Raw genomic sequence first — 20,260 nt, forward strand, 5'->3', positions numbered from 1 at the left:
CCTCATTGGACAGAAGTGGTTCAGCGTTCGCCGCGGCGATAGGGCTGCATCAACGCCTGTGGAACGCGGGCGCGGCGGGCCATGACGGCAAGGGCGGCAATGGAAAGGATATAGGGCGTCATCAAAAAGAGCTGATAGGGCACAAGCCCGCTTAGCGCGGTTTGCAGCCGAAGCTGAAAGGCGTCGAAGAAGGCAAAGAGCAGCGCGCCGAAAAGCGCGCGTCCCGGCCGCCAGGAGGCGAAGACGACGAGCGCGATGCAGATCCAGCCGCGTCCCTGTACCATGGTCGGGAAGAAGCTGTTGAACGCCGACAATGTCAGGAAAGCGCCGCCCATTCCCATCAGCGCGCTTCCGGCAATCACCGCGCCATAGCGCACCTTCATCGGATTGACGCCCTGGGCTTCGGCCGCATGCGGGTTCTCGCCGGTCATGCGGATCGCAAGGCCGACGGGCGTGCGGAAGATGATGTAAGCCATCAGCAGGGCGATAAGGATGGCAAGATAGGTCGGCGCCGTCTGCGTGAAGAAGGCCGGCCCGATAAAAGGCAGCGTCGAAAGACCCGGAATGGCGATCGGTTGGAACGGCACGATGGTGGGCGGAGTATTGGCAAGCGGCACGATCAGCCGGAAGACATAATAGCTGAAGCTGGAGGCAAACAGCGTGACGCCGAGACCGGAGACATGCTGGGAGAGGCCGAGCGTCACCGTCAGCGACGCATGCAACAGGCCGAAGACGCCGCCGGCCACCGCTGCAATCAGCAGGCCAGTCCAGAGATCGGCGCCGTGATAGACCGAAAGCCAGCCGATCATTGCGCCGAAGGTCATGATGCCTTCGATGCCGAGATTGAGCACACCCGCCCGTTCGCAGAGCAGAGCGCCGAGCGTGCCGAAAATCAGCGGCGTGGCGATCCGCAGGATTGCCGCCCAGAGCCCGGCGGAAGCGATGATGTCGAACAGTTGCATCATCGCCGGATCCTGTATTGGGTGAAGAACAATGCGATCAGCATCGTTAGCAGCGACAGCGCCACCGTGACATCGGCGATATAGGTCGGGATGCCGAGGCCGCGACTCATGCCGTCCGCACCCACGAACATGGTGGCCGTGAAAATGGCGGCGAAGACGACGCCGAGCGGATTGAGGTTGGCGAGCATGGCGACAACGATGCCGGCATAGCCGAAACCCGGCGACAGGTCGGTCGTCACATAACCCTTGACCCCCATCACCTCGATCGCTCCCGCCAACCCTGCAAGCCCGCCCGAGAGACAGGCGACTTTCACCAGCGTTTTGCCGAGCGGGACGCCCGCGAAGACCGCGCCGCCGGGATTGAGGCCTGCGGCGCGCGACTGCATGCCGAACACGGTGCGGGACTGGATGAAATGGACGATGACGGCCAAAGCGATTGCGATCACAAAGCCGATATGCAGGCGCGAGCGGGCAATCAGCTTCGGCAGCATGGCATGATCGCTGACCGATTGCGACTGCGGCCAGCCGAAGGCGAGCGGATCCTTGAGAACGCCATCGATCAGCATCGAGACGAAGAGCACGGCGATGAAGTTCAGGAGCAGGCTGGTGACGACTTCATCGACCGAGAAGCGCAGCCTGAGCCAGAGCGGGATCAGGATCAGCACCATGCCGGCAATGGCACCGACCAGCAGCAGCAGCGGAATGAGGATAGGTGCGGGAAGATTGCCAAGCAGTTTCGAGCTTGCCGCGGCAACGGCGATGGCGCCGAGATAGAACTGACCCTCGGCGCCGATATTCCAGAGCCGTGCCCGGAAAGCGACGGCGGCGGCAAGCCCGGTCAGCATCAGCGGCGTTGCCCGCGTCAGCGTTTCGGTGGCCGACAGCCGCGAGCCAAAGGCACCGGTCAAGATGCGCCAATAGGCATCGAGAACAGGCGCGCCGGCAATAGCGATCAGGATACCCGCCAGCGCCAGCGCGGCGATGACCGCGATGACGGGCGTGACGATCAGCAGGTAAAGAGGGCGGTGCTCGCGGCGCTCAAATCGCATGATCGGCCTCTGGGGTCTCTTGCCATTCACCGGCCATCATCAGCCCCAGCCTGCGGGCATCGGCGCTTTCGGCCGCGACGGGCGGGGACAGGCGGCCGCCGACGATCGCCTGTATGCGATCGGCAAGTGCGATCACCTCGTCGAGGTCTTCCGAGATCAGCAGCACGGCAGTACCCTGCCGACGAGCTTCGAGCAGGCGGGCGTGGACAGCGGCCACGGCCCCTTCGTCGAGACCACGCGCGGGCTGCGCCGCGATCAGGATGCGCGGCCGCCGATGCAGGTTGCGGCCGAGAATGAGCTTCTGCATATTGCCGCCGGAGAGCAGGCGGGTGCGGATGGCCGGCCCGCCGCCGCGGACATCGAACCCGTCGATGATCTCCCTGGCGAAGGCCATGCCCGCCTTGCGGTTGACGAGGCCATGGCGCGAAAAGGCCGGCGAGGCGATGCGCTCCAGCACGGCGTTTTCCCAGATCGCCATTTCGCCGATCACACCCTCCTCGTTGCGGTCCTCGGGAATGCGGCCGATGCCGGCGTCGACGACATCGGCGACGCCGAGATTGCCGACGGCTTCGCCGAACAGCAGCAGGTCGCCGGCGCTGCGCGCCAGCATACCGGAGAGAAGATGCGCCAATGTCGCCTGGCCATTGCCCGAAACGCCGATGATGCCGAGGATCTCTCCTTGATGCAGCCGGAAGCTGATCGACTTCAGCCGATCAATGCCGCCGGTGCGCACCGTCACATCGGCCGCTTCGAGGGCAACGGCACCGGGTGTCGACGGCTCGCGCACGGGCCGGGTCACACGGCGCCCGACCATCAATTCGGCGAGTTCCGCCTTGCTGGTTTCCGACGCCTTGCGTTCGGCGACCATCCTACCGCCGCGTAAGACCACGATGCGGTCGGCCGCGGCCATCACCTCGTCGAGCTTGTGGGAGATGAAGATCAGCGACAGGCCCTGGCGGGCCATTTCCCTCAGCGTCGTGAACAGCCGTTCGGCCTCGATATTGGTCAGCACCGCCGTGGGCTCGTCGAGGATCAGTATGCGGGCATCGTTATAGAGCGCCTTCAGGATCTCGACGCGCTGCTGCTCGCCGACCGACAGGTCGCCAAGGCGGGCATCCGGATCGACCTTGAGGCCGAAGCGCTCGGAAATTGCCAAGAGCTTCTTCCGCGCCGCTGACGTTCCCGAGCGCCAGGACCACAGTTTTTCCGTGCCGGTCATGACATTTTCGAGAACGGTCAGATTGGGCGCGAGCGAGAAATGCTGATGCACCATGCCGACGCCGGCGCGGATTGCCGCACGCGGCTTGCCCCGCGGCACCTCCGTGCCCTCGATCAGGATTCGGCCAGCATCCGGCATGTAGTGGCCGAAAAGGATGCTCATCAGCGTGGTCTTGCCGGCACCGTTTTCGCCGAGCAGAGCGACGACCTCACCCTTGGCAAGGGTCATGGAAATATCGTCATTGGCAAGATTGGCGCCGAAGCGCTTGCTGACGCCTGCTATCTCCAGCACAGGCGCGGTCATGACGGCAGTCCTACGACGGGAAAACGGTGCTGCCACCGCCCCTCGGCCTCCAGGCGTGCGGCAAGCGACAGCAGACGCGGCTCGTGACCCATCGGCGCCATGATCTGCACCGGCAGCGGCATGGCATGCTCATCCTGTCCGAAAGGCAGTGTCAAAGCAGGAAAACCCGAAATATTGGCGAGGCAGGCAAGCGGCGCAAATGCCGTCATCCGCTCGAGATGCAGATCCGTGTCGGCATGATCGGACGGAAAGGAGCCGATCACAAGAGGCGCGGAAGACAGCAGCGGCATCAGGATGCAATCGACCCTGTCGAACAGCGCCCAAAGGTTACCGCTCACCAGGACGGCCTCGCTCAGCGTGTTCCAAAGCATGGTGGCCGACAGCGCTCGTCCGCGCGCCGCGAAAGCCTGCGTCAGAGGCTCGGCCCTGCTTTCATCAAGCGCCGCCGCCTTTATGAGTGCTGCAAGGTTGACGGAGACGATATCCGCGAAGGCGCGGCGGCTGGCGGCGACACTGCATTCGAACTCGGTCCAACTCAGCGGAACGATCTCGTGCCCGTCGCTCTCGAGGGCTCGAGCCGCATCCCCGATGGCTGCGAGCCGCTCACCTTCAGTTGGATAGATCGACCCGGTATCGGTCAACAGGCCGATCCGCAGACAGCCGTTGTCAATATGGGCAGGGGAGGGATCCGCAAAGGGACCTCGTGAATTGCCGCTCAGCTCGTCGAAAATCAGCGCCGTATCCCGGACGGAACGGCAGACCGCGAGTTCGCTGGCGATACCGGCCAAGTGGTTGCCGAAGGATGGCCCGCCGGGAGTGGCGCCGCGCGTCGGCTTCAGTCCGACGAGGCCACAGCAGGCGGCCGGCACACGGATCGAGCCGCCGGCGTCGGTCGCATGCGCAATCGCGACGATACCGGCGGCAACCGCTGCCGCCGCACCGCCGGAAGAGCCGCCCGCGGTTCGTGCCGGATCGAGTGGGTTGCGACAGATCGGTCCGATCGCCGGTTCGCTGGCGAGCGACAGACCAAATTCCGGGCTCGTCGTCAGGCCGAACAGGCAAAAGCCGGCGTCGCGGAAACGGGCAGCCAGATCGGAGTCCGCTTCGCCGCCTTTTCTTTCGAAGAGACGGGAGCCTGCCGTTACCGGCAGCCCGGCAAAAGGGCCGCCAAGATCCTTCGCCAAGGTCGGCACACCGGCGAAAGGCCTGATGGAAAAGCAATCGGGCTCGTTCCGTCGCTCGCTGTCGCGGGCCTCCGCCGAGGCTCGGCCCATGACGGCATCGAGATAGGCGATCGCGCCGAGCGGCTCCTGCAGCACGGCTGCCTCAAGAGAAGCCTCCATCGCCTCCGCAGCGCTCAGGCTGTCATGCCTGATCGCTGCCGCCAGATCCGTCGCATCGCCACGCATCAGCCGAATTACTTCGGCTCGTCCATCATCTTCGGAACTTCGAAGGTGCCGGCCTTGATCTCCGCCCGCTTGGCCTCCATCGCAGCCTCGGCTTCAGCAGGCGCCACGCCCTTTACGAAGACGATGTCGCTGCCGCCTTCCTTCATCAGGCCGTAGGACGTGTAGTTCCGTCCAACAGGCTTTCCGGCAGCGACATCGGCGATCGCAGCGTCCAGGATCGGGCGGAAATACCACATGGCGTTGGCAAACACCGTATCCGGATAACGTGGCGTATAGTCGATCAGCGAGCCGACCGACTTGATGTTGCGTTCCTTGGCGGCATCGGCCGTGCCGATGCGCTCGCCGAACAGGATGTCGGCGCCGGCGTCGATCTGAGCAAGACCGGCTTCGCGGGCCTTCGGCGGATCGAAGAAGGTGCCGATGAACGAGACGAGGTGTTTTGCATCCGGGTTGACCGCCTTGACGCCGGCTGCGAATGCATTGATCAGCATGTTGACCTCGGGGATCGGGATGGCGCCGACCGAGCCGACGACATTCGACTTGGTCATCTTGCCCGCCAGCATGCCGGCGAGATAGGCGCCGTCATGGTTCCAGGTGCCGAAGACGCCGAAATTGTCGCCGGCCTGCTCGCCGCTCGAACCCAGAACGAAAGCGGTGTCGGGATAGTCGGCCGCGACCTGCCGGGCCTCTTTCTCCACCGCATAGGCCTCGCCGATGATCAGCTTGTTGCCCTGTTCGGCATATTCGCGCATGGCGCGCGGATAATCGGTGCCGGAGACTCCTTCGGAGAAGACATATTCGATGACGCCTTCCTTGGCCGCGTCCTGCAGGGCCTTGTGCAGACAAGAGTTCCAAGCATTTTCGACCGGCGACGCATGAATGCCGGCAACCTTCAGCGGCGCAGCCGCCCTTGCCAGCGGGGCAAAGCCGCTGACCCCAAGCGCAATGCCGGACGCGATCACTGCCCGGCGTGTAATCAGGATATCTTTGGTCATTGATTGTTCCCCTTTTTTACCATTTGGTTCAAAAATCATAGTAGCGCCCAAAAATGTGTCAAGCAGCAAACAGGCTTAAAAATCAGGCTGTTCGACCCATACTCGCCGCTGGCTCGCCGAAGCGCGGAGGCGATGGGCTGGATTTACAAGGTGTTACATCTTGGCGTGACGACGTCGGCAGGATATGCAAGGATCATCGGGGTTGGGGGACATGAAATGGGGGAAGAAGAGGGCGCCTCGCGGCGACCGATCGCGAGCCGGTCGTCGTCCTGGGCCATCGGCCTCAGCGCGTGGCTGGCGCGGAGCGGCGCGACACCGAACGGCATTTCGCTTTTGTCGGTCGTATTCGCGGGTATAGGCGCAGCCCTCATCGTTTTCACAACACATCCGATTGCCATGGTTTGCGCCGCGATCTCGGTGCAACTGCGGCTCGTCTGCAATCTGCTGGACGGAATGGTCGCGATCGAAGGCGGCAAGAAAACCAAGAGCGGGCCGCTCTACAATGAATTTCCCGACCGGGTCGCCGACAGCCTGTTTCTCGTCGCGGCTGGCTATGCCTGCGGCTTTGGCTGGCTCGGCTGGCTCGCTGCGCTGCTCGCCGCACTCACCGCCTATATCAGGGTCTTCGGGGGATCGGTCGGTCTTCCCCAGGACTTCAGCGGTATCATGGCCAAGCAGCGCCGCATGGCGGTGCTGACGGCGGGCCTCCTCGCCCAGAGCGTCGAGACGCTGTTATTAGGCAGCCACTGGTCGCTGATCCTGGCATGCGCGGTCATCGCCGCCGGCAGCCTTGTCACCTGCATCACACGCACGATAACGCTTGCCCGTTCCCTGGAGAGACTATGATCGCGCTCATCCGTCGCCTTCTCGTGCTGTTCGTCCGTATCCTGGTCGGCGCCCGAAGCGAATGGCGGGGCTGCGCGCCCGATCCCCGCCGCCGCATCTATTTCGCCAATCACAACAGCCATGTCGATACCGTCGCCGTCATGGCTGCCCTGCCGTGGTCGGTGCGCCGGCTGACCCATCCGGTCGCCGCACGAGATTATTGGGGAACCAACGCCTTTCGCCGCTTCATCGCGGAGAAAGGCCTACGCGCCGTCCTGATAGACCGCAAGCCTCCGCCGGACAGCAACCCGCTGGAGCCTCTCGAGCGCCTGCTCGAGGAAGGCCGTTCGATCCTGATTTTTCCTGAGGGAACGAGAAGCGCCACCGATGAGATCGCCCCGTTTCGCAGCGGCATCTATCGCCTCGCCTGCCGTTTTCCGGACGTCGATCTCGTGCCGATCCATCTCGACAACCTGCAGCGCATCCTGCCGAAGGGAAGCATGCTGATCGTGCCGATCACCTGCACGGCGCGCTTCGGCAAACCGCTGCGCGTCGAACCGGGCGAGGAAAAGGCTGAATTCCTGGCGCGCGCCCGTGCCGCTGTCATCGAACTCGCGGATGGGGGGCACACGGCATGACCAGTATGTTCTCTCTCGTGCTGGCCGCTATCCTCGGCCTGCTTGCCGTCGCCTCCGCCATCGGTTTCATCCTGCAGCGACGCGCGACAGAACCCGGCTCCGTCGCCACCGTTCAGAACCTCAACGCCCGTATCCGCTCCTGGTGGATCATGGTCGCCGTCTTCGGCGGCGCGATCCTGCTCGGCGATACGGCCACCGTCATCCTGTTCGCATTCCTGTCCTTTATGGCGCTTCGCGAATTCTGGACGCTGACACCATCGCGGCGTGGCGATCACCTGGCGCTTTTCCTGTCCTTCTTCGTTGTGCTGCCGCTGCATTACGTGCTGCTCGGAACGGAATGGTACGGCCTGTTTGCGATCTTCATCCCGGTCTATGCCTTCCTGATCCTGCCGGCGGTGGCGACCTTGACGGGTGACGTCAACGAATTCCTCGCCCGCAGCGCCAGGGTGCAATGGGGATTGATGCTGACGGTCTATTCGATCAGCCACGCTCCAGCACTCCTCATGCTGGAGACCGGCACACCGTCCGCACTTCTTCTCGTCTATCTGGTCGTGGTCGTACAGCTCAGCGACGTCTTCCAGTATGTCTGGGGCAAGCTCCTCGGAAAGCACCGTTTCTCGCCGAATATCAGTCCGTCGAAGACGATCGAAGGGCTGGTCGGAGGCGGCGCCTCGGCCATCCTCGTGGGAACGCTGCTTTATCGCCTGACACCGTTTTCACCGCTGCAGGCCGCTGCCATCAGCACGGTCATCGTCGTCGCGGGCTTCTTCGGCGGCTTCGTGCTCTCGGCCATCAAGCGCGATCTCAATGCCAAGGACTGGGGCTATGTGATCGAGGGCCATGGCGGCGTGCTCGACCGCCTGGACTCCATCACCTTCGCCGCACCACTATTCTTCCACATCGTCCGCTATTGGTTCACCACGTAGAAGCTGGTTCTGGCTAAAACCGGTCGATCTCCTCGAGGCTCTCGAACAGCCGGCGCTGAACATCCCGCTCCTGCTTGCCGATGGCGGTCATCAGCCTGCCCATCGTTCCCCGCAGGCCGTGCAACTCGTCGACCAGCTCCATGACGATATCGACGCCGGCTTCGTTGACACCCATGTTTCCCATGAGGTCCAGGATCAGCCGGGCGCGTGCGACGTCGGCGTCGCGAAATTGCCTCTGGCCGCCTGATATCTCCGGGATCAGCCAACCCTGTTCGATCCAGAGGTCGAGCTGAACGATGTCGATTTTCAAGTAAAGACGGAATTCGAGATCATCCATGATCAAGCCTCCATGTTCTTTCTCGGATCGCAGGAGTTTGCCGTCGCCCATTCCTTCATCAAGGCCGTCAGCCGCTCATCCGGGGCGTCGGGCAGCACGATCTTCAGCGAGATGTAGACGTCGCCGTGTCCGCCGCCGCGTTTTGAAACACCTTTGCTCTTGAGACGCAGGACCTTGCCCGTGTTCGAATGAGGCGGCAGCGTCAGATTGACCGCTCCCGATGGCGTCGGCACGCGAACCTTGCCACCAAGCACGGCTTCACTAAGGGAGATCGGCAGTTCCAGGCGGATATCGTCGCCGTCACGCGTAAAGAAGCGGTGCGGGCGCACACGGATTTCGATCAGGGCATCGCCCACCGGCCCACCGCCGATGCCCGGCTCGCCCTTGCCGCGCAGTCGCAAGGTCTGGCCGTCGCGCGTCCCCGGCGGGATCTGTACGTCGAGCGCCGGACCATTCGGCATCTTGACCTCCGTCCTGGTGCCGTTGACGGCCTCGAGAAAGTCGACCTCCATGGAAAATTGCCGGTCACGGCCACGACCACGGGTCTGGCCGCCGCCGGAACGACGTGAAAAGAAGCTGGCGAAGATATCGTCGGCATCGCTGAAATCGGCAAAGCCGGCGCTGTTGTGGTAGGGATCGCCAGGCCCGCTCTTCGACGCGTAGTCGCGGTAATAGTTGCGTTGCGCCCGCTCGGCGCCCGTTATATCGATCTCGCCGCGGTCAAAGCGTCCGCGTTTTTCCTCATCGCTCAAGATCTCGTAGGCCGATGAAATTTGCTTGAACCGTTCCTCAGCTTTTTTGTCGCCGGGGTTAAGGTCGGGGTGAAGTTTCTTGGCGAGCTTGCGGAACGCGCTTTGAATATCCTTTTGCGTCGCATCGCGTTTCACGCCCAGAAGCTCGTAGGGATCCTGGCTCATACATGTCTCCGGTCGGGCAGCGAATACTGCTGGTTGGCTTGGCAATGATATAGGTTGTCGGGCCGCCGCCGGGGAGGGGAGGCCGGCCGCTCTGATCGACGTCAATCAGACAAAGCGCCCGCTGTCTCGCAAGCTCTGTGGAGCTTAGAACAACGCCGCGTCTTCCGCTGCGGACGCCGAGCCTTCCTGTGCGCGATCGGGGCGCCGATCGATAAGAACCGAGCACCCGGCATGGCGCACGACCTTGTCGACGATCGAGGAGAAGACGTAGTCGGTGATATCGGTCACATGGAATGAAACCAGGATAAGATCGGCCGATTTCTCGCTTGCGACGGAGACGAGCAGGGAGGCGGCAACGCCGATGCGAACCTCGATCATCGCCGGAATTCCCAGCTCCTTGCAGAGCGATGCAAGTTTCTTTTCGGCGTCGATGATGGCGGTCGTTTCGAATTCCTCGGGAAGCTCCGTCAGGTGATGGCGGGGGATATTCTCGATGACGTGCATGACGACGATGCTTCCGCCTTCGTCCATCAGCGCTGCAGCCCGGCGCAAAAGGCGGCTGGCCGTCTGGCGGGGACCCATGCCGATGCCGCAGATGATCGTCCGATACATTTGAAATCCATATCCTCGAATGCGAATGATAGCACCGATCATACCGGTGTCGACCGTCCCGGCATTGACGAATATCAAGAAAAAGTGCCGCAACGGCAGCGCGCACGAAACAGCCAGCTGCTCGGAACGAACCTCCGGCCGAAATCGTCGCAGAAGCGCCTGAAACTCAAGGCTTCAGCGCAGTCAACACCCCGACCCAAGAGGGCACGCCATGCTCAGGAAACCCCGGTCCCGCCTGGCACGCTAAGCGAGCCGCCGCCACCATCAGATGGTACTCCTTCCAGAGTTGCCCACGGTGACGCTGCCTGATTAACCTGTTAGTGTATTTCGGCTTTTTGGATGGTGATGAGGAGGAGTTCAGTATGGTTCCTGCTCCTAAAGTTCGGTCCGGCCAGACCGTTGGAATTCCATCCGGATTTCCTTGCCTTCTGTTGCTCGCGATGGTTTTGGCCGCGAATGTCGCCTCGGCGGCGATTGTGGAGCGGGTTCCGCGCGTGCTCATCCTTTACCCGCTGGATGAAAGAACCCCCGCACCAGTGATTGTCGGTGAATCGGCGAGAAATCGACTGCTGGAGGTAACCACTGGCAAGATTGACCTATTCTCCGAGTTTCTCGACCTTACCAGATTCAGCGACAAAATTCACATAGATCGCATGGCGCGCTATCTCGCCGCGAAATACGTCGATTATCGCCCGGATGTTGTCATCGCCATCGCAGAGCCGGCGGCCAACTTCATCGTCGCGCACCGCAGTACAATCGCCCCAAATGCTAGGATAGTGTTCTCCGGCTTTGGTAGCGACACTGCCGCCAGAATGAAGCTGCCGAGCGATGTGGTAGGTGCGTTTACCGAGTTCGACATCGCGAAAACTCTCCAAATGGCTCGCAGCCTCCAGCCGAGCGCACGCCATCTTTTCATTGTCGGCGGTTCGTCGGAGTTCGACCGTTCGTGGCTTGCACTAGCGCGCAAGGAGCTGGCGCTTCTCGTCAAGAGCTATGAAACAACTTACTTGACGGATTTGACGATTGATGAGTTTGTCGAGCGCGTCGCCCGCCTCCCGTCCGAAAGCATCGTTTTGTTCCTGACCGTTTCGAAGGATAGCACCGGGCGTGACCTTATCCCGAGGGACGCGCTCGAACGGATAGCGGCCACAGCCAGCGCACCGATTTATGGTCCCTTCTCCACCTATGTCGGTCATGGCATTGTCGGTGGCAACACCGTCACCTTTGAATCGGCGGGACTGGCTGTAGCCGACCTCACTGCGGATGCGATTGGCGGAAAGGTGATCGCCAATGTCGACGTGCCGCAGACCTACGTCGCCGATGCGAGACAACTGAAGCACTGGGACTTGTCGGAGAGCAGGCTCCCTCCGGGAACAGTTCAAAGCTTCAAGGAAAAGACCCTATGGGAGGAGCACCAGAGGCTGATCATTGCCATCCTTGTCGTTCTCGCGCTTCAAGGCTTGGTCATTGGGGGATTGCTGGTCGAGCGCCGGCGCCGCCACGGCGCGGAGCAGGAGGCGCGCCGTCGTCTTCTTGAGGTGGTGCACCTTAACCAGTCGGCCACCGCAGGGGCGCTGTCGGCCTCGATCGCCCATGAGCTCAACCAACCGCTTGGCGCGATCCGAGCCAACGCCGAAGCTGCCGAAGTCATGATCCGCGGCAAAACGCCCGACCTCAAACTGATCCAACAAATACTCTGTGACATCCGCGACGATGATCAGCGTGCCGAGGATATCATCGTGCGGCTAAGAGGACTGCTCAAGAAGCGGAGCGAAATCGACTGGCAAGAATTCGACCTGAAGGACGTGATCAAGAGCTCGATCCAAATTCTCCACGCTGAGGCGGGTCGAAGGAACATAACAATCAGTTTCAGCCAACCGGTAGCGCAACTTCCGGTGCGGGCAGACCAGGTTCATGTTCAGCAAGTTATATTGAACCTCGCTACCAATGCGATGGATGCGATGCTCGACGCGGTGTCGACCGAGAGACGGCTGGTGTTTCAGACAACTCTCACAGAGGGATCCGAAGTCGAGTTATCAATTTCGGATACTGGACGCGGCATCCCAAGCGGACAGCTCGCCAGGGTTTTCGACGCGTTCTACACCACCAAGGCGACTGGCACTGGACTTGGCCTCTCCATCGCGCGCACAATAATCGAAACCTACGGCGGCAAGATATGGGCCGACAATCGCGCTGATGGTGGCGCTGTGTTTCGCTTCGTTCTGCCGCTCGCGCAGCGAGGATGAGGCAGTGGGACCAATCGTTCATATTGTCGATGACGACAAGTCGTTTCGCATCGCGGTCGGACGATTGCTGGAGGCCTCGGGCTTTCGAGTAATTTCTTATGAGTCGGGCGACGATATTTTAACGCGTCTGACAGGCTCGGAACCTGGATGCATTCTGCTCGATCTGCAAATGCCTGGCCTGAGCGGGTCAGAACTGCAGGGCTGTCTCGCACAGAAGGCACCGCTGCTGCCTATCGTGTTTCTCACCGGTCAAGCCGAAATCGAGGACAGCGTTCGAGCGATGAAGGCAGGCGCCGAAGATTTCCTAGAGAAGCATGCATCCAACAAGGCATTGCTAGGGGCTATCGAACGGGCGCTGCTGCAGTATGAAAAGCGGCGTACCCAGCAGGACCATGTTCATTCTCTCCACGCCCTCGTCGCCGCCCTAACGCCGCGTGAATACCAAGTTTTCGACCGGATTGTCCGCGGCAAGCGCAATAAACAGATCGCCTACGATCTCAGCACGTCGGAGAGAACTGTCAAGGCACACCGGCACAGTGTCATGGAAAAACTTGGAGTGGGTTCACTTGCCGAGGCAGTGTCGATTGCCGAGCGATTGGGACTTGTCGATCCGGCGGCATGACCGCCCGGCAATAAAAATCCGGCACTTCCCCATAGGACAATATCCGCGGTCCGTTGTTGAGCCTACGATCGGTAAGATTGGAAGTGGCCATATCGCCGGCTGGTTAGGGAAAGGCACACGGTGGAAAGTTCGCCGCCCACAGTGGCTGTCGTGGAAGACGACCAGAGCATGCGGACAAGCGTCGAGCGCTTGCTCAACGCTCATGGGTTCCCGACCAAAGGATTTAGGTCGGCGGAAAGTTTTCTCAACCGCGACGCCACGATCAAGATAGGCTGTATCGTGCTCGATATCCATCTTGATGGCATGTCAGGCATCGAGCTTCGGCACCGGCTTAAACAATCTGACTCCACGCTCTCAGTCGTTTTCATTACCGCCGTCGATGATGACGCGCTCGAACTCGAGGCGGTTCAAGCAGGTTGCATCGCCTATCTTCACAAGCCGTTTCCAGCGGCCTCGTTGATTGGCGCTGTCACCAAAGCACTGGCTGATTCCTCAACTGGCTGAAAGCGGTCCATGTGCGCTCCCCAGCCAACAGGGCATGCCTCGCCACTTCCGAAAACCATCTTCCCCTAAGGACAATAGCGCAGCCACCTTTTCTCGGTAAGACTTATCACCGGAAGGAGTTTAGCGGTGACTTGTCGCCATCGCTCGAACCGAACCTTTCTAGGCCTCACGGTCGAAGGCTTGCGATCAACGACGAAACGACGAAAGCCATGACAAAACTTGCCCCTGCCGAACTGACAGCTGGACCTGTGGCAGCGAACACGTCCGACACAAACATGGTCTTGATCCCCGGGGGCACTTTCCGCATGGGGTCGGACACGCATTACCCAGAGGAGGCTCCGTCCCATCGCGTGACTGTCGACGACTTCTGGATGGACAGGGTGCCGGTCACCAACGGAGAGTTCAAACAGTTCGTCAAGGCTACCGGCTATGTAACGATCGCCGAGCAGGTTCCCGATGCGAGAGATTATCCAGGAGCGCTTCCGCACATGCTCTACGCCGGATCGCTGGTGTTCCAGAGGGCCTCAGGGCCAGTCGATTTGAGAAATCCGAACAACTGGTGGGCCTTCGTCAAAGGGGCAAGCTGGCGGCATCCGCTCGGCCTCAGCAGCGGCCTGTTCAAGAAGGAGAACCATCCGGTCGTTCAAATCGCCCATACGGACGCACTTGCCTATGCAGAATGGGCCGGCAAGGAACTGCCGACTGAAGCCGAATGGGAATATGCAGCCTGCGGCGGTCTTGAGAACGCCGAATTCGCTTGGGGCGACGAGTTCACACCCGCCGGTCGCCACATGGCCAACACCTGGCAGGGCGAGTTCCCGCACCAGAACCTGGCGGCTGATGGCTACGAGCGGACCTGCCCTGTCAACGCATTCCCGCCAAACGGCTACGGGCTCCTGAGCATGATCGGCAACACCTGGGAATGGACTTCTGACTGGTACACTTCGGAGCATCCAGCCGATGCGCCTAAAGCCTGCTGCATTCCGGAAAACCCGCGCGGCGGTCGCGAGTTGGACAGCTACGATCCGCGCCAGCCGGAGATCAGGATTCCGCGCAAGGTTCTGAAAGGCGGCTCGCATCTCTGCGCTCCAAACTACTGCCGTCGCTATCGCCTGGCGGCGCGCTACCCCCAGCCAATCGATACTTCAACTAGCCATGTCGGCTTCCGATGCATAGTGAGAGGAGACGTCAGATGACCAGTAGCTCGCAGACCCCCACAGGGACGCAGCCGAAGACAGGGTTGCAGCGCCGTGAACTCTTGTTGAGCGCCAGCGCACTCGTCGCGGCAGGCGCCGTCGCCACAGGCGGATTCGGCCTGCCGGTTCTTCGCGGCGCATTCGGTTCGGGGATGGCCGCAATGGCCGCAGAACCACAGCCGAATATCATCCACATTGTTTCGGACGATCAAGGTTGGAAGGATGTCGGATTTCATGGCTCCGACATCAAAACGCCGAACATCGACCGTTTGGCGGAAACAGGCGCGGAGCTGACGCAGTTCTACGCGCAGCCCATGTGCTCACAGACGCGCGCCGCGATGCTAACGGGGCGTTATCCACTCCGTACCGGGTTTCAAACGGCGGTCATTCCCTCCGGGGGCCTCTATGGGGTACCGGTGGACGAATGGCTTCTGCCTCAGGCACTGAAAGACGCCGGATACGAAACCGCGCTCGTCGGGAAATGGCACATCGGCCACGCCAAGCCGGAATATTGGCCACGTCAGCGCGGCTTCGACTATTTCTATGGCGCGATGGTGGGCGAGATCGACCATTTCAAGCACGAAGCGCATGGCGAGGGTGATTGGTATCGCAACAACGATCGCATTGAAGAAGAAGGCTACGACACGACGCTTTTCGGCAACGAAGCGGTCAAGCGGATTGAAGAACACGATCCCAGCAAACCACTATACCTCTACCTCGCCTTTACCGCGCCGCACACGCCATACCAGGTGCCTGACGAGTATCTCGACAATTATCCGGAGATCGCCGATACGTCGCGGCGCACTTACGCAGCAATGATCACCGCCATGGACGATCAGATCGGCCACGTGCTCGAAGCGCTCGACAAGCGAGGAATGCGTGAAAACACACTGATTGTATTCCACAGCGACAATGGTGGAACGCGTTCAGCGAAGTTCACCGGCGAATCGAAGGTAACCGGCGAACTCCCGCCCAACAACGGCTCCTATCGCGACGGCAAGGGTACGATCTACGAAGGCGGCACCCGCGTTGTCGCGCTCGCGAATTGGGCCGGAAAAATCAAGCCCGGGAAGGTCGATGGGATGATGCATGTCGTCGATATCTATCCGACGCTTGTCGGCCTCGCTGGCGGCACGCTCGACAAGACCAAGCCGCTGGACGGCCTCGATGTGTGGGGGGCGATCAGCGAAGGGAAGGTCTCGCCGCGCACCGAAGTCGTCTACAACGTGCAGCCGTGGGCTGCTGGGGTGCGCCAGGGAGACTGGAAGCTGGTATGGCAGGCGCTCATACCCGGAACCTTGGAATTGTTCGATCTGGCGGCTGACCCGTCGGAAGCCAAAAACCTCGCGGAAGCGAATCCCGCAAAAGTGAAGGAACTTCAGGCCAGGATCGCGGAGCTGGCAGCGCAAGCGGCGCCGCCGCTATTCATGACCGATGCATTCCGCCTCATACTTTCCGAACCGCCGTCGACACCCGAGGGCTTTTTCGAAGTGTCGGACTAGTCCCGCATTCATGGTGACTCGAAACGACGGAACTGCCTATCGCGGATACCGCAAGCTGGCTCAGCGACTTTGGCGACACGTCGCCTAGGTGTGCCTCCGCCGTCGCCTCTGGACGAAGACACCGCTCGGACCTCCGACGTCCTTCGCATGTCGACGGAACATATTCGGGAGTGTAGATTGCAGCAGGGAATCGAGGATAGGCGATGGACTGTTCGGCGTCGCGGGTGGCCAGGAAACCGGGCTCATAATGTGGGAGGTAGGGGCACTCATACAACCAGGAACGGAAAGCAAGGGACGGCAAGTCAGCCACGACAGCGGGCAATGCAGAGAGACGCGGTGAAGAAATGTGTTTCAAATAGGTTGGAGAGGCGATCCGATATATCGCGCATCGCACAACCACCGGAGGGGGAAGGTCAATGAGGAATTACTTGAAAACAGCGATTTCAGGGGTGATGGCAGTGCTGATCGGTACCGCGGCGCAGGCCGCCGACGTCTCTCCGCTCCTCACCCAGCAGCCCCAACCTGCCGAGGCGCAGGACGGCTGGACCTTTACCGTCGCACCTTATTTCTGGATGTCGGGCCTGTCGGGGGACACGGCGCAGTTCGGCCTTCCCACTGTCCACATCGACGCCGACTTCGGCGACATCCTCGGCAATCTCGACTTTGCATTCATGGCGGCAGGCGAAGCCCGATACGACCGCTTCAGCGTCATCGCCGATGTGATCTACGTAAAACTGGGCGCTGATGCCAGCACGCCGGCAGGCATCCTCGCCACAGAAGTCAACGTCACTTCGGAAACCTTTTCTGGCCTGCTCGGGGTTGGCTACGCGGTGCTGGATGGCCCTGACGGCAATCTGGATGTCGTGGGCGGTATTAAGGTCTGGTCGGTCGACACGACGATCAGCTTTACGGGTGGATTGTTCGGAGGAGTAGAACAAAGCGACAGCGCCACATGGGTAGATGGCATGGTCGGTCTGCGGGGGAAGTACTCTTTGACCCCAGAGGTCTACCTCACGGGTTGGGGCCTGGTTGGCGGAGGCGGCGCGGACATCGACTGGGATGTGGCGATGGGCATCGGCTACGACTTCAACGACAAGATATCGGCGATTGCGGGATACCGTGCCGTGGGCGTCGATTACAGCGACGACGGCTTCATCTTCGACACTGTCCAGCAGGGGCCGATCCTTAGCCTCGCCATAAAGTTCTGATAGATGGCCGCCTGCCCGAGAGAGCCAAAATACAAGTGCGATGGACCAACTGAGCAACTCGGAGAGTGACATACATGGCGCTTGCATCCCCCGAGATTTGGGCGCCGCGCGCCTTGGCGGCGGCGAGGCTGGATTGACCCCGCTCGCTGATTAAGTCCCGTTCGATCAAAGGCCATCCCGTTCATGGCGAGCACGGTTACTTTCCAGCCGTCCAATTCGCGTGACTCGGAGAAAATCGGAAATACTCTCACGTGATGTCGTCACTGATTGAGGTTCACATGCCGAATTTTGCGATTATTGGATCGGGCGCGATGGGAAGTGCTGTCGCCAAACGGCTGATCGACCACGGCGCTACGGTGCTGACCTATCTCGAGGGCAGGAGCGAGCAGACGATCGCGCGGGCAAAGGCAGCCGGCATGGTGCCGGTCGGCCGCCAGGAACTGACGAAGGCCGAGCTGATTCTGTCGATCGTTCCGCCGGCGGAGGCGATCAAGGTCGCCGAACTCGTCGCGGACATATCGTCGGCGATGTCGGCGCCACCGCCCTTCATCGACCTCAACGCGATTGCGCCGAAAACCATGCAGGCTTTGGCGGCACGGTTCGAAGGCAGCAGCGTCGAGGTGCTTGACGGTGCGATCATCGGCGGGCCGCCGGTCACCGGCAAATCAGGTCCGACCATTTATATCAGCGGCGATATTGCCGAGCGAAGCCGGCCGCTCGAGGATTGCGGCCTGCGGATCCGCAGGCTCGACGGACCGCTCGGCGCCGCCTCGGCACTGAAGATGTGTTATGCCGGCATCAACAAGGGATTTGTCGGCCTTGGCACCGCCATGCTGCTTGCCGCATCGCGTTCCGGTGCGGCCGAAAGCCTGAAAGCCGAGCTCTCCGAAAGCCTTCCCGACATCGATCGCAGGCTGTCGGGATCCATACCCGACATGTATCCGAAAGCCTATCGGTGGGTTGCCGAAATGCAGGAGATTGCCGATTTCCTCGGCGAGAATGATCCGGCAGCGACCATCTTCCGCGGCATGGCGGACGTCTTCTCCAGGATGGCGAACGACGTGGAGGGCAGCCGCGTGCTCGTCGAGCAGCTGGACGAGATCATCGGTCGCCCCGGTAGCTGACCGCAATAGTCAAGGAATCCCCGCAACAGCCTTACAGATGCTTGGCTACATCCATTCTTTGATGAAGGACGCGCACGATGATGATCTGGCCCGCATCATTGCTTTTGAAATACAGAAAATGAGCGCCAGCGGAGACCTTTCTGTACCCTTTCCGAATATCTGAGGGGCGGCTCACCCGTGTTCCCTCCGCCAGTTCCTGACAGGCGTCTCTTATGTCCTGAATATAACGCTCTGCCTGATCGACATTCCAACTCGTCGCTGTGTAATCCCAAATCTTGTCAATATCGGTTTGCGCGGCGGGAGAAAATATGATGCCGGTCATTTCGCATTGAACGCCGCCCGTTTGCGAGCGTTGAACGCATCGAAATCGAAGGGCGTGGCAGGGCCGGATTCCTCGCCTTCAATCAAGGCGTCCTGTAATGCCTTCACTTTGGCTTCGTGTTCTTCAAGTAGGCGGAGGCCTGCCCGGACGACGTCGCTGGCTGAACCATAGCGGCCAGCCTGAACTTGCGTATCGATGAAGCTGGTGAAATGGTCGCCGAGCGATATGGACGTATTTCTAGCCATCCTGAAATCTCCTTTGAGCCCAATATACCAATTTTTGGTACTTACAAAACCCTAGTGTTCACAGCGTAAATTGATATATGGCCGGCGCTCTGACGATTGTGTGAAGCGCTTCGACACCTCTGACAAAACCTCGTCGCCTCTGCTATGTCAGGAAAAATGCGGCAGCCCAACTGGCGTCGCGCTCTGTCCTATCAATGCCAGGAGTTTGAAAGATGAGCGGTTCTCCCGATTATACACCCCCGAAGGTCTGGACCTGGAACAAGGCGAATGGCGGCCAGTTCGCCAGCATCAATCGCCCGATCGCGGGACCGACGCATGACAAGGAGCTTCCGATCGGCCGCCATCCGCTGCAGCTCTATTCGCTCGGAACGCCGAACGGCCAGAAGGTCACCATCATGCTCGAGGAACTGCTGGCCCTTGGCCATAGCGGTGCCGAATACGATGCATGGCTGATCAAGATCGGCGATGGCGACCAGTTCGGCAGCGGCTTCGTCGCGGTCAATCCCAATTCCAAGATACCGGCGCTGATGGACCGCAGCGGGCCTAAGCCGATCCGTGTCTTCGAATCCGGTGCCATCCTGACCTATCTTGCCGAGAAGTTCGGCGCCTTCCTGCCGAGCGAGCCGGCCGGCCGAGCCGAATGCCTGTCCTGGCTGTTCTGGCAGATGGGAAGCGCGCCCTATCTCGGCGGCGGCTTCGGCCATTTCTACGCCTATGCGCCGACGAAGATCGAATATGCGATCGACCGCTTCGCCATGGAAGTGAAGCGTCAGCTCGACGTGCTCGATCGTCGCCTTGCCGAAAGCGAGTATCTGGCAGGCAGCGAATATACGATCGCCGATATTGCCGTCTGGCCCTGGTATGGCGGGTTGGTGAAGGGCTGGACCTACGGGGCTGCCGAGTTTCTGCAGGTCGAGGACTATAAGAACGTGCTGCGCTGGGCCGACACCATCTACGACAGGCCAGCCGTGCAACGCGGCCGGATGGTCAACCGCCTTTCCGGCGAGCCATCGAGCCAGTTGCACGAGCGCCACGACGCCAGCGACTTCGACACCAGGACGCAGGACAAGCTCGCGGCCGCCGAGTAAGCAAGCGGCCC

General features: G+C 61.0%; 21 protein-coding genes. 11 read left to right on the forward strand and 10 right to left on the reverse strand.

Translation table 11 applies throughout. The features are described from left to right. Positions 1–20: 20 nt before the first annotated feature. From FFM53_RS34105 to FFM53_RS34125, 5 genes are read right to left on the reverse strand one after another with little or no spacing between them, the layout of a single operon-like run. Positions 21–965, reverse strand: a complete 945-nt coding sequence (locus tag FFM53_RS34105) for an ABC transporter permease (protein WP_138389919.1) — start codon at positions 963–965, stop codon at positions 21–23. Beyond that, positions 962–2,011, reverse strand: coding sequence for an ABC transporter permease (locus FFM53_RS34110; RefSeq protein ID WP_138389918.1), 1,050 nt, complete (start codon positions 2,009–2,011; stop codon positions 962–964). Before FFM53_RS34110 ends, FFM53_RS34105 begins: the two co-directional genes overlap by 4 nt. Then, positions 2,001–3,533, reverse strand: coding sequence for an ABC transporter ATP-binding protein (locus tag FFM53_RS34115; protein WP_138389917.1), 1,533 nt, complete (start codon positions 3,531–3,533; stop codon positions 2,001–2,003). The genes FFM53_RS34110 and FFM53_RS34115 overlap by 11 nt, the downstream gene beginning before the upstream one ends. After that, positions 3,530–4,942, reverse strand: coding sequence for an amidase (locus FFM53_RS34120; RefSeq protein WP_138389916.1), 1,413 nt, complete (start codon positions 4,940–4,942; stop codon positions 3,530–3,532). Before FFM53_RS34120 ends, FFM53_RS34115 begins: the two co-directional genes overlap by 4 nt. Positions 4,943–4,950: 8 nt before the next feature. Next, positions 4,951–5,937 carry a BMP family protein gene (locus tag FFM53_RS34125; RefSeq protein WP_138389915.1) on the reverse strand — a complete coding sequence of 329 codons (987 nt, stop codon included), beginning with the start codon at positions 5,935–5,937 and terminating at the stop codon, positions 4,951–4,953. A 216-nt stretch (positions 5,938–6,153) separates the two neighbouring features. Here FFM53_RS34125 and FFM53_RS34130 point away from each other — a divergent pair, with 216 nt between their 5' ends. The 3 genes from FFM53_RS34130 to FFM53_RS34140 are packed head-to-tail and all read left to right on the forward strand — an operon-like array spanning position 6,154 to position 8,326. Further along, positions 6,154–6,783, forward strand: a complete 630-nt coding sequence (locus FFM53_RS34130; RefSeq protein WP_173883710.1) for a CDP-alcohol phosphatidyltransferase family protein — start codon at positions 6,154–6,156, stop codon at positions 6,781–6,783. Next, positions 6,780–7,400, forward strand: a complete 621-nt coding sequence (locus FFM53_RS34135; RefSeq protein WP_138389914.1) for a lysophospholipid acyltransferase family protein — start codon at positions 6,780–6,782, stop codon at positions 7,398–7,400. The genes FFM53_RS34130 and FFM53_RS34135 overlap by 4 nt, the downstream gene beginning before the upstream one ends. Then, positions 7,397–8,326, forward strand: coding sequence for a phosphatidate cytidylyltransferase (locus FFM53_RS34140; protein ID WP_011649719.1), 930 nt, complete (start codon positions 7,397–7,399; stop codon positions 8,324–8,326). The genes FFM53_RS34135 and FFM53_RS34140 overlap by 4 nt, the downstream gene beginning before the upstream one ends. A gap of 13 nt (positions 8,327–8,339) precedes the next feature. Here the strand turns inward: FFM53_RS34140 and FFM53_RS34145 are convergent, their stop codons facing one another. From FFM53_RS34145 to FFM53_RS34155, 3 genes are all read right to left on the reverse strand, one after another. Beyond that, positions 8,340–8,663, reverse strand: coding sequence for a chaperone modulator CbpM (locus FFM53_RS34145; protein ID WP_138389913.1), 324 nt, complete (start codon positions 8,661–8,663; stop codon positions 8,340–8,342). A 2-nt stretch (positions 8,664–8,665) separates the two neighbouring features. Then, entirely contained in the window at positions 8,666–9,580 is a 915-nt protein-coding gene (locus FFM53_RS34150; protein WP_138389912.1) for a DnaJ C-terminal domain-containing protein, read from the reverse strand. Positions 9,581–9,724: 144 nt separating this feature from the next. Then, the gene (locus FFM53_RS34155) at positions 9,725–10,192 is read right to left on the reverse strand and encodes a universal stress protein (RefSeq protein WP_138389911.1); all 468 of its coding nucleotides are present in this window, start codon (positions 10,190–10,192) and stop codon (positions 9,725–9,727) included. Positions 10,193–10,554: 362 nt separating this feature from the next. On the opposite strand from FFM53_RS34155, the gene FFM53_RS34160 reads away from it, so the two are divergent. The 7 genes from FFM53_RS34160 (at position 10,555) to FFM53_RS34190 (ending at position 18,594) form a co-directional block, all read left to right on the forward strand. After that, the gene (locus tag FFM53_RS34160) at positions 10,555–12,438 is read left to right on the forward strand and encodes a sensor histidine kinase (protein WP_138334300.1); all 1,884 of its coding nucleotides are present in this window, start codon (positions 10,555–10,557) and stop codon (positions 12,436–12,438) included. 4 nt (positions 12,439–12,442) lie between these two features. Then, positions 12,443–13,060 carry a response regulator transcription factor gene (locus tag FFM53_RS34165; protein WP_138334120.1) on the forward strand — a complete coding sequence of 206 codons (618 nt, stop codon included), beginning with the start codon at positions 12,443–12,445 and terminating at the stop codon, positions 13,058–13,060. Positions 13,061–13,228: 168 nt separating this feature from the next. Beyond that, on the forward strand, positions 13,229–13,564 hold the full coding sequence (locus tag FFM53_RS34170; protein WP_210258952.1) for a response regulator transcription factor: 336 nt from the start codon (positions 13,229–13,231) through the stop codon (positions 13,562–13,564). A 275-nt stretch (positions 13,565–13,839) separates the two neighbouring features. Beyond that, a complete protein-coding gene (locus FFM53_RS34175) occupies positions 13,840–14,760 on the forward strand; it encodes a formylglycine-generating enzyme family protein (protein ID WP_138390066.1) in 921 nt (306 codons plus the stop codon). Beyond that, complete coding sequence (locus tag FFM53_RS34180) at positions 14,757–16,262, forward strand: arylsulfatase B (RefSeq protein ID WP_138334123.1); 1,506 nt, start codon at positions 14,757–14,759, stop codon at positions 16,260–16,262. The genes FFM53_RS34175 and FFM53_RS34180 overlap by 4 nt, the downstream gene beginning before the upstream one ends. Positions 16,263–16,714: 452 nt before the next feature. Further along, positions 16,715–17,470, forward strand: a complete 756-nt coding sequence (locus FFM53_RS34185) for a hypothetical protein (protein ID WP_246413408.1) — start codon at positions 16,715–16,717, stop codon at positions 17,468–17,470. A 278-nt stretch (positions 17,471–17,748) separates the two neighbouring features. Then, a complete protein-coding gene (locus FFM53_RS34190; protein WP_138390065.1) occupies positions 17,749–18,594 on the forward strand; it encodes an NAD(P)-dependent oxidoreductase in 846 nt (281 codons plus the stop codon). 31 nt (positions 18,595–18,625) lie between these two features. Here the strand turns inward: FFM53_RS34190 and FFM53_RS34195 are convergent, their stop codons facing one another. After that, positions 18,626–18,916: a type II toxin-antitoxin system RelE/ParE family toxin gene (locus tag FFM53_RS34195; RefSeq protein ID WP_138334127.1), complete on the reverse strand. Its 291-nt coding sequence runs from the start codon at positions 18,914–18,916 to the stop codon at positions 18,626–18,628. Continuing rightward, complete coding sequence (locus tag FFM53_RS34200; protein ID WP_138334129.1) at positions 18,913–19,161, reverse strand: type II toxin-antitoxin system ParD family antitoxin; 249 nt, start codon at positions 19,159–19,161, stop codon at positions 18,913–18,915. The genes FFM53_RS34195 and FFM53_RS34200 overlap by 4 nt, the downstream gene beginning before the upstream one ends. Before the next feature lie 212 nt (positions 19,162–19,373). Here FFM53_RS34200 and yghU point away from each other — a divergent pair, with 212 nt between their 5' ends. Continuing rightward, complete coding sequence (yghU, locus tag FFM53_RS34205) at positions 19,374–20,249, forward strand: glutathione-dependent disulfide-bond oxidoreductase (RefSeq protein WP_138389910.1); 876 nt, start codon at positions 19,374–19,376, stop codon at positions 20,247–20,249. The last annotated feature ends 11 nt before the right edge of the window (positions 20,250–20,260 follow it).

Source organism: Rhizobium indicum (assembly GCF_005862305.2).
Taxonomy (GTDB): domain Bacteria; phylum Pseudomonadota; class Alphaproteobacteria; order Rhizobiales; family Rhizobiaceae; genus Rhizobium; species Rhizobium indicum.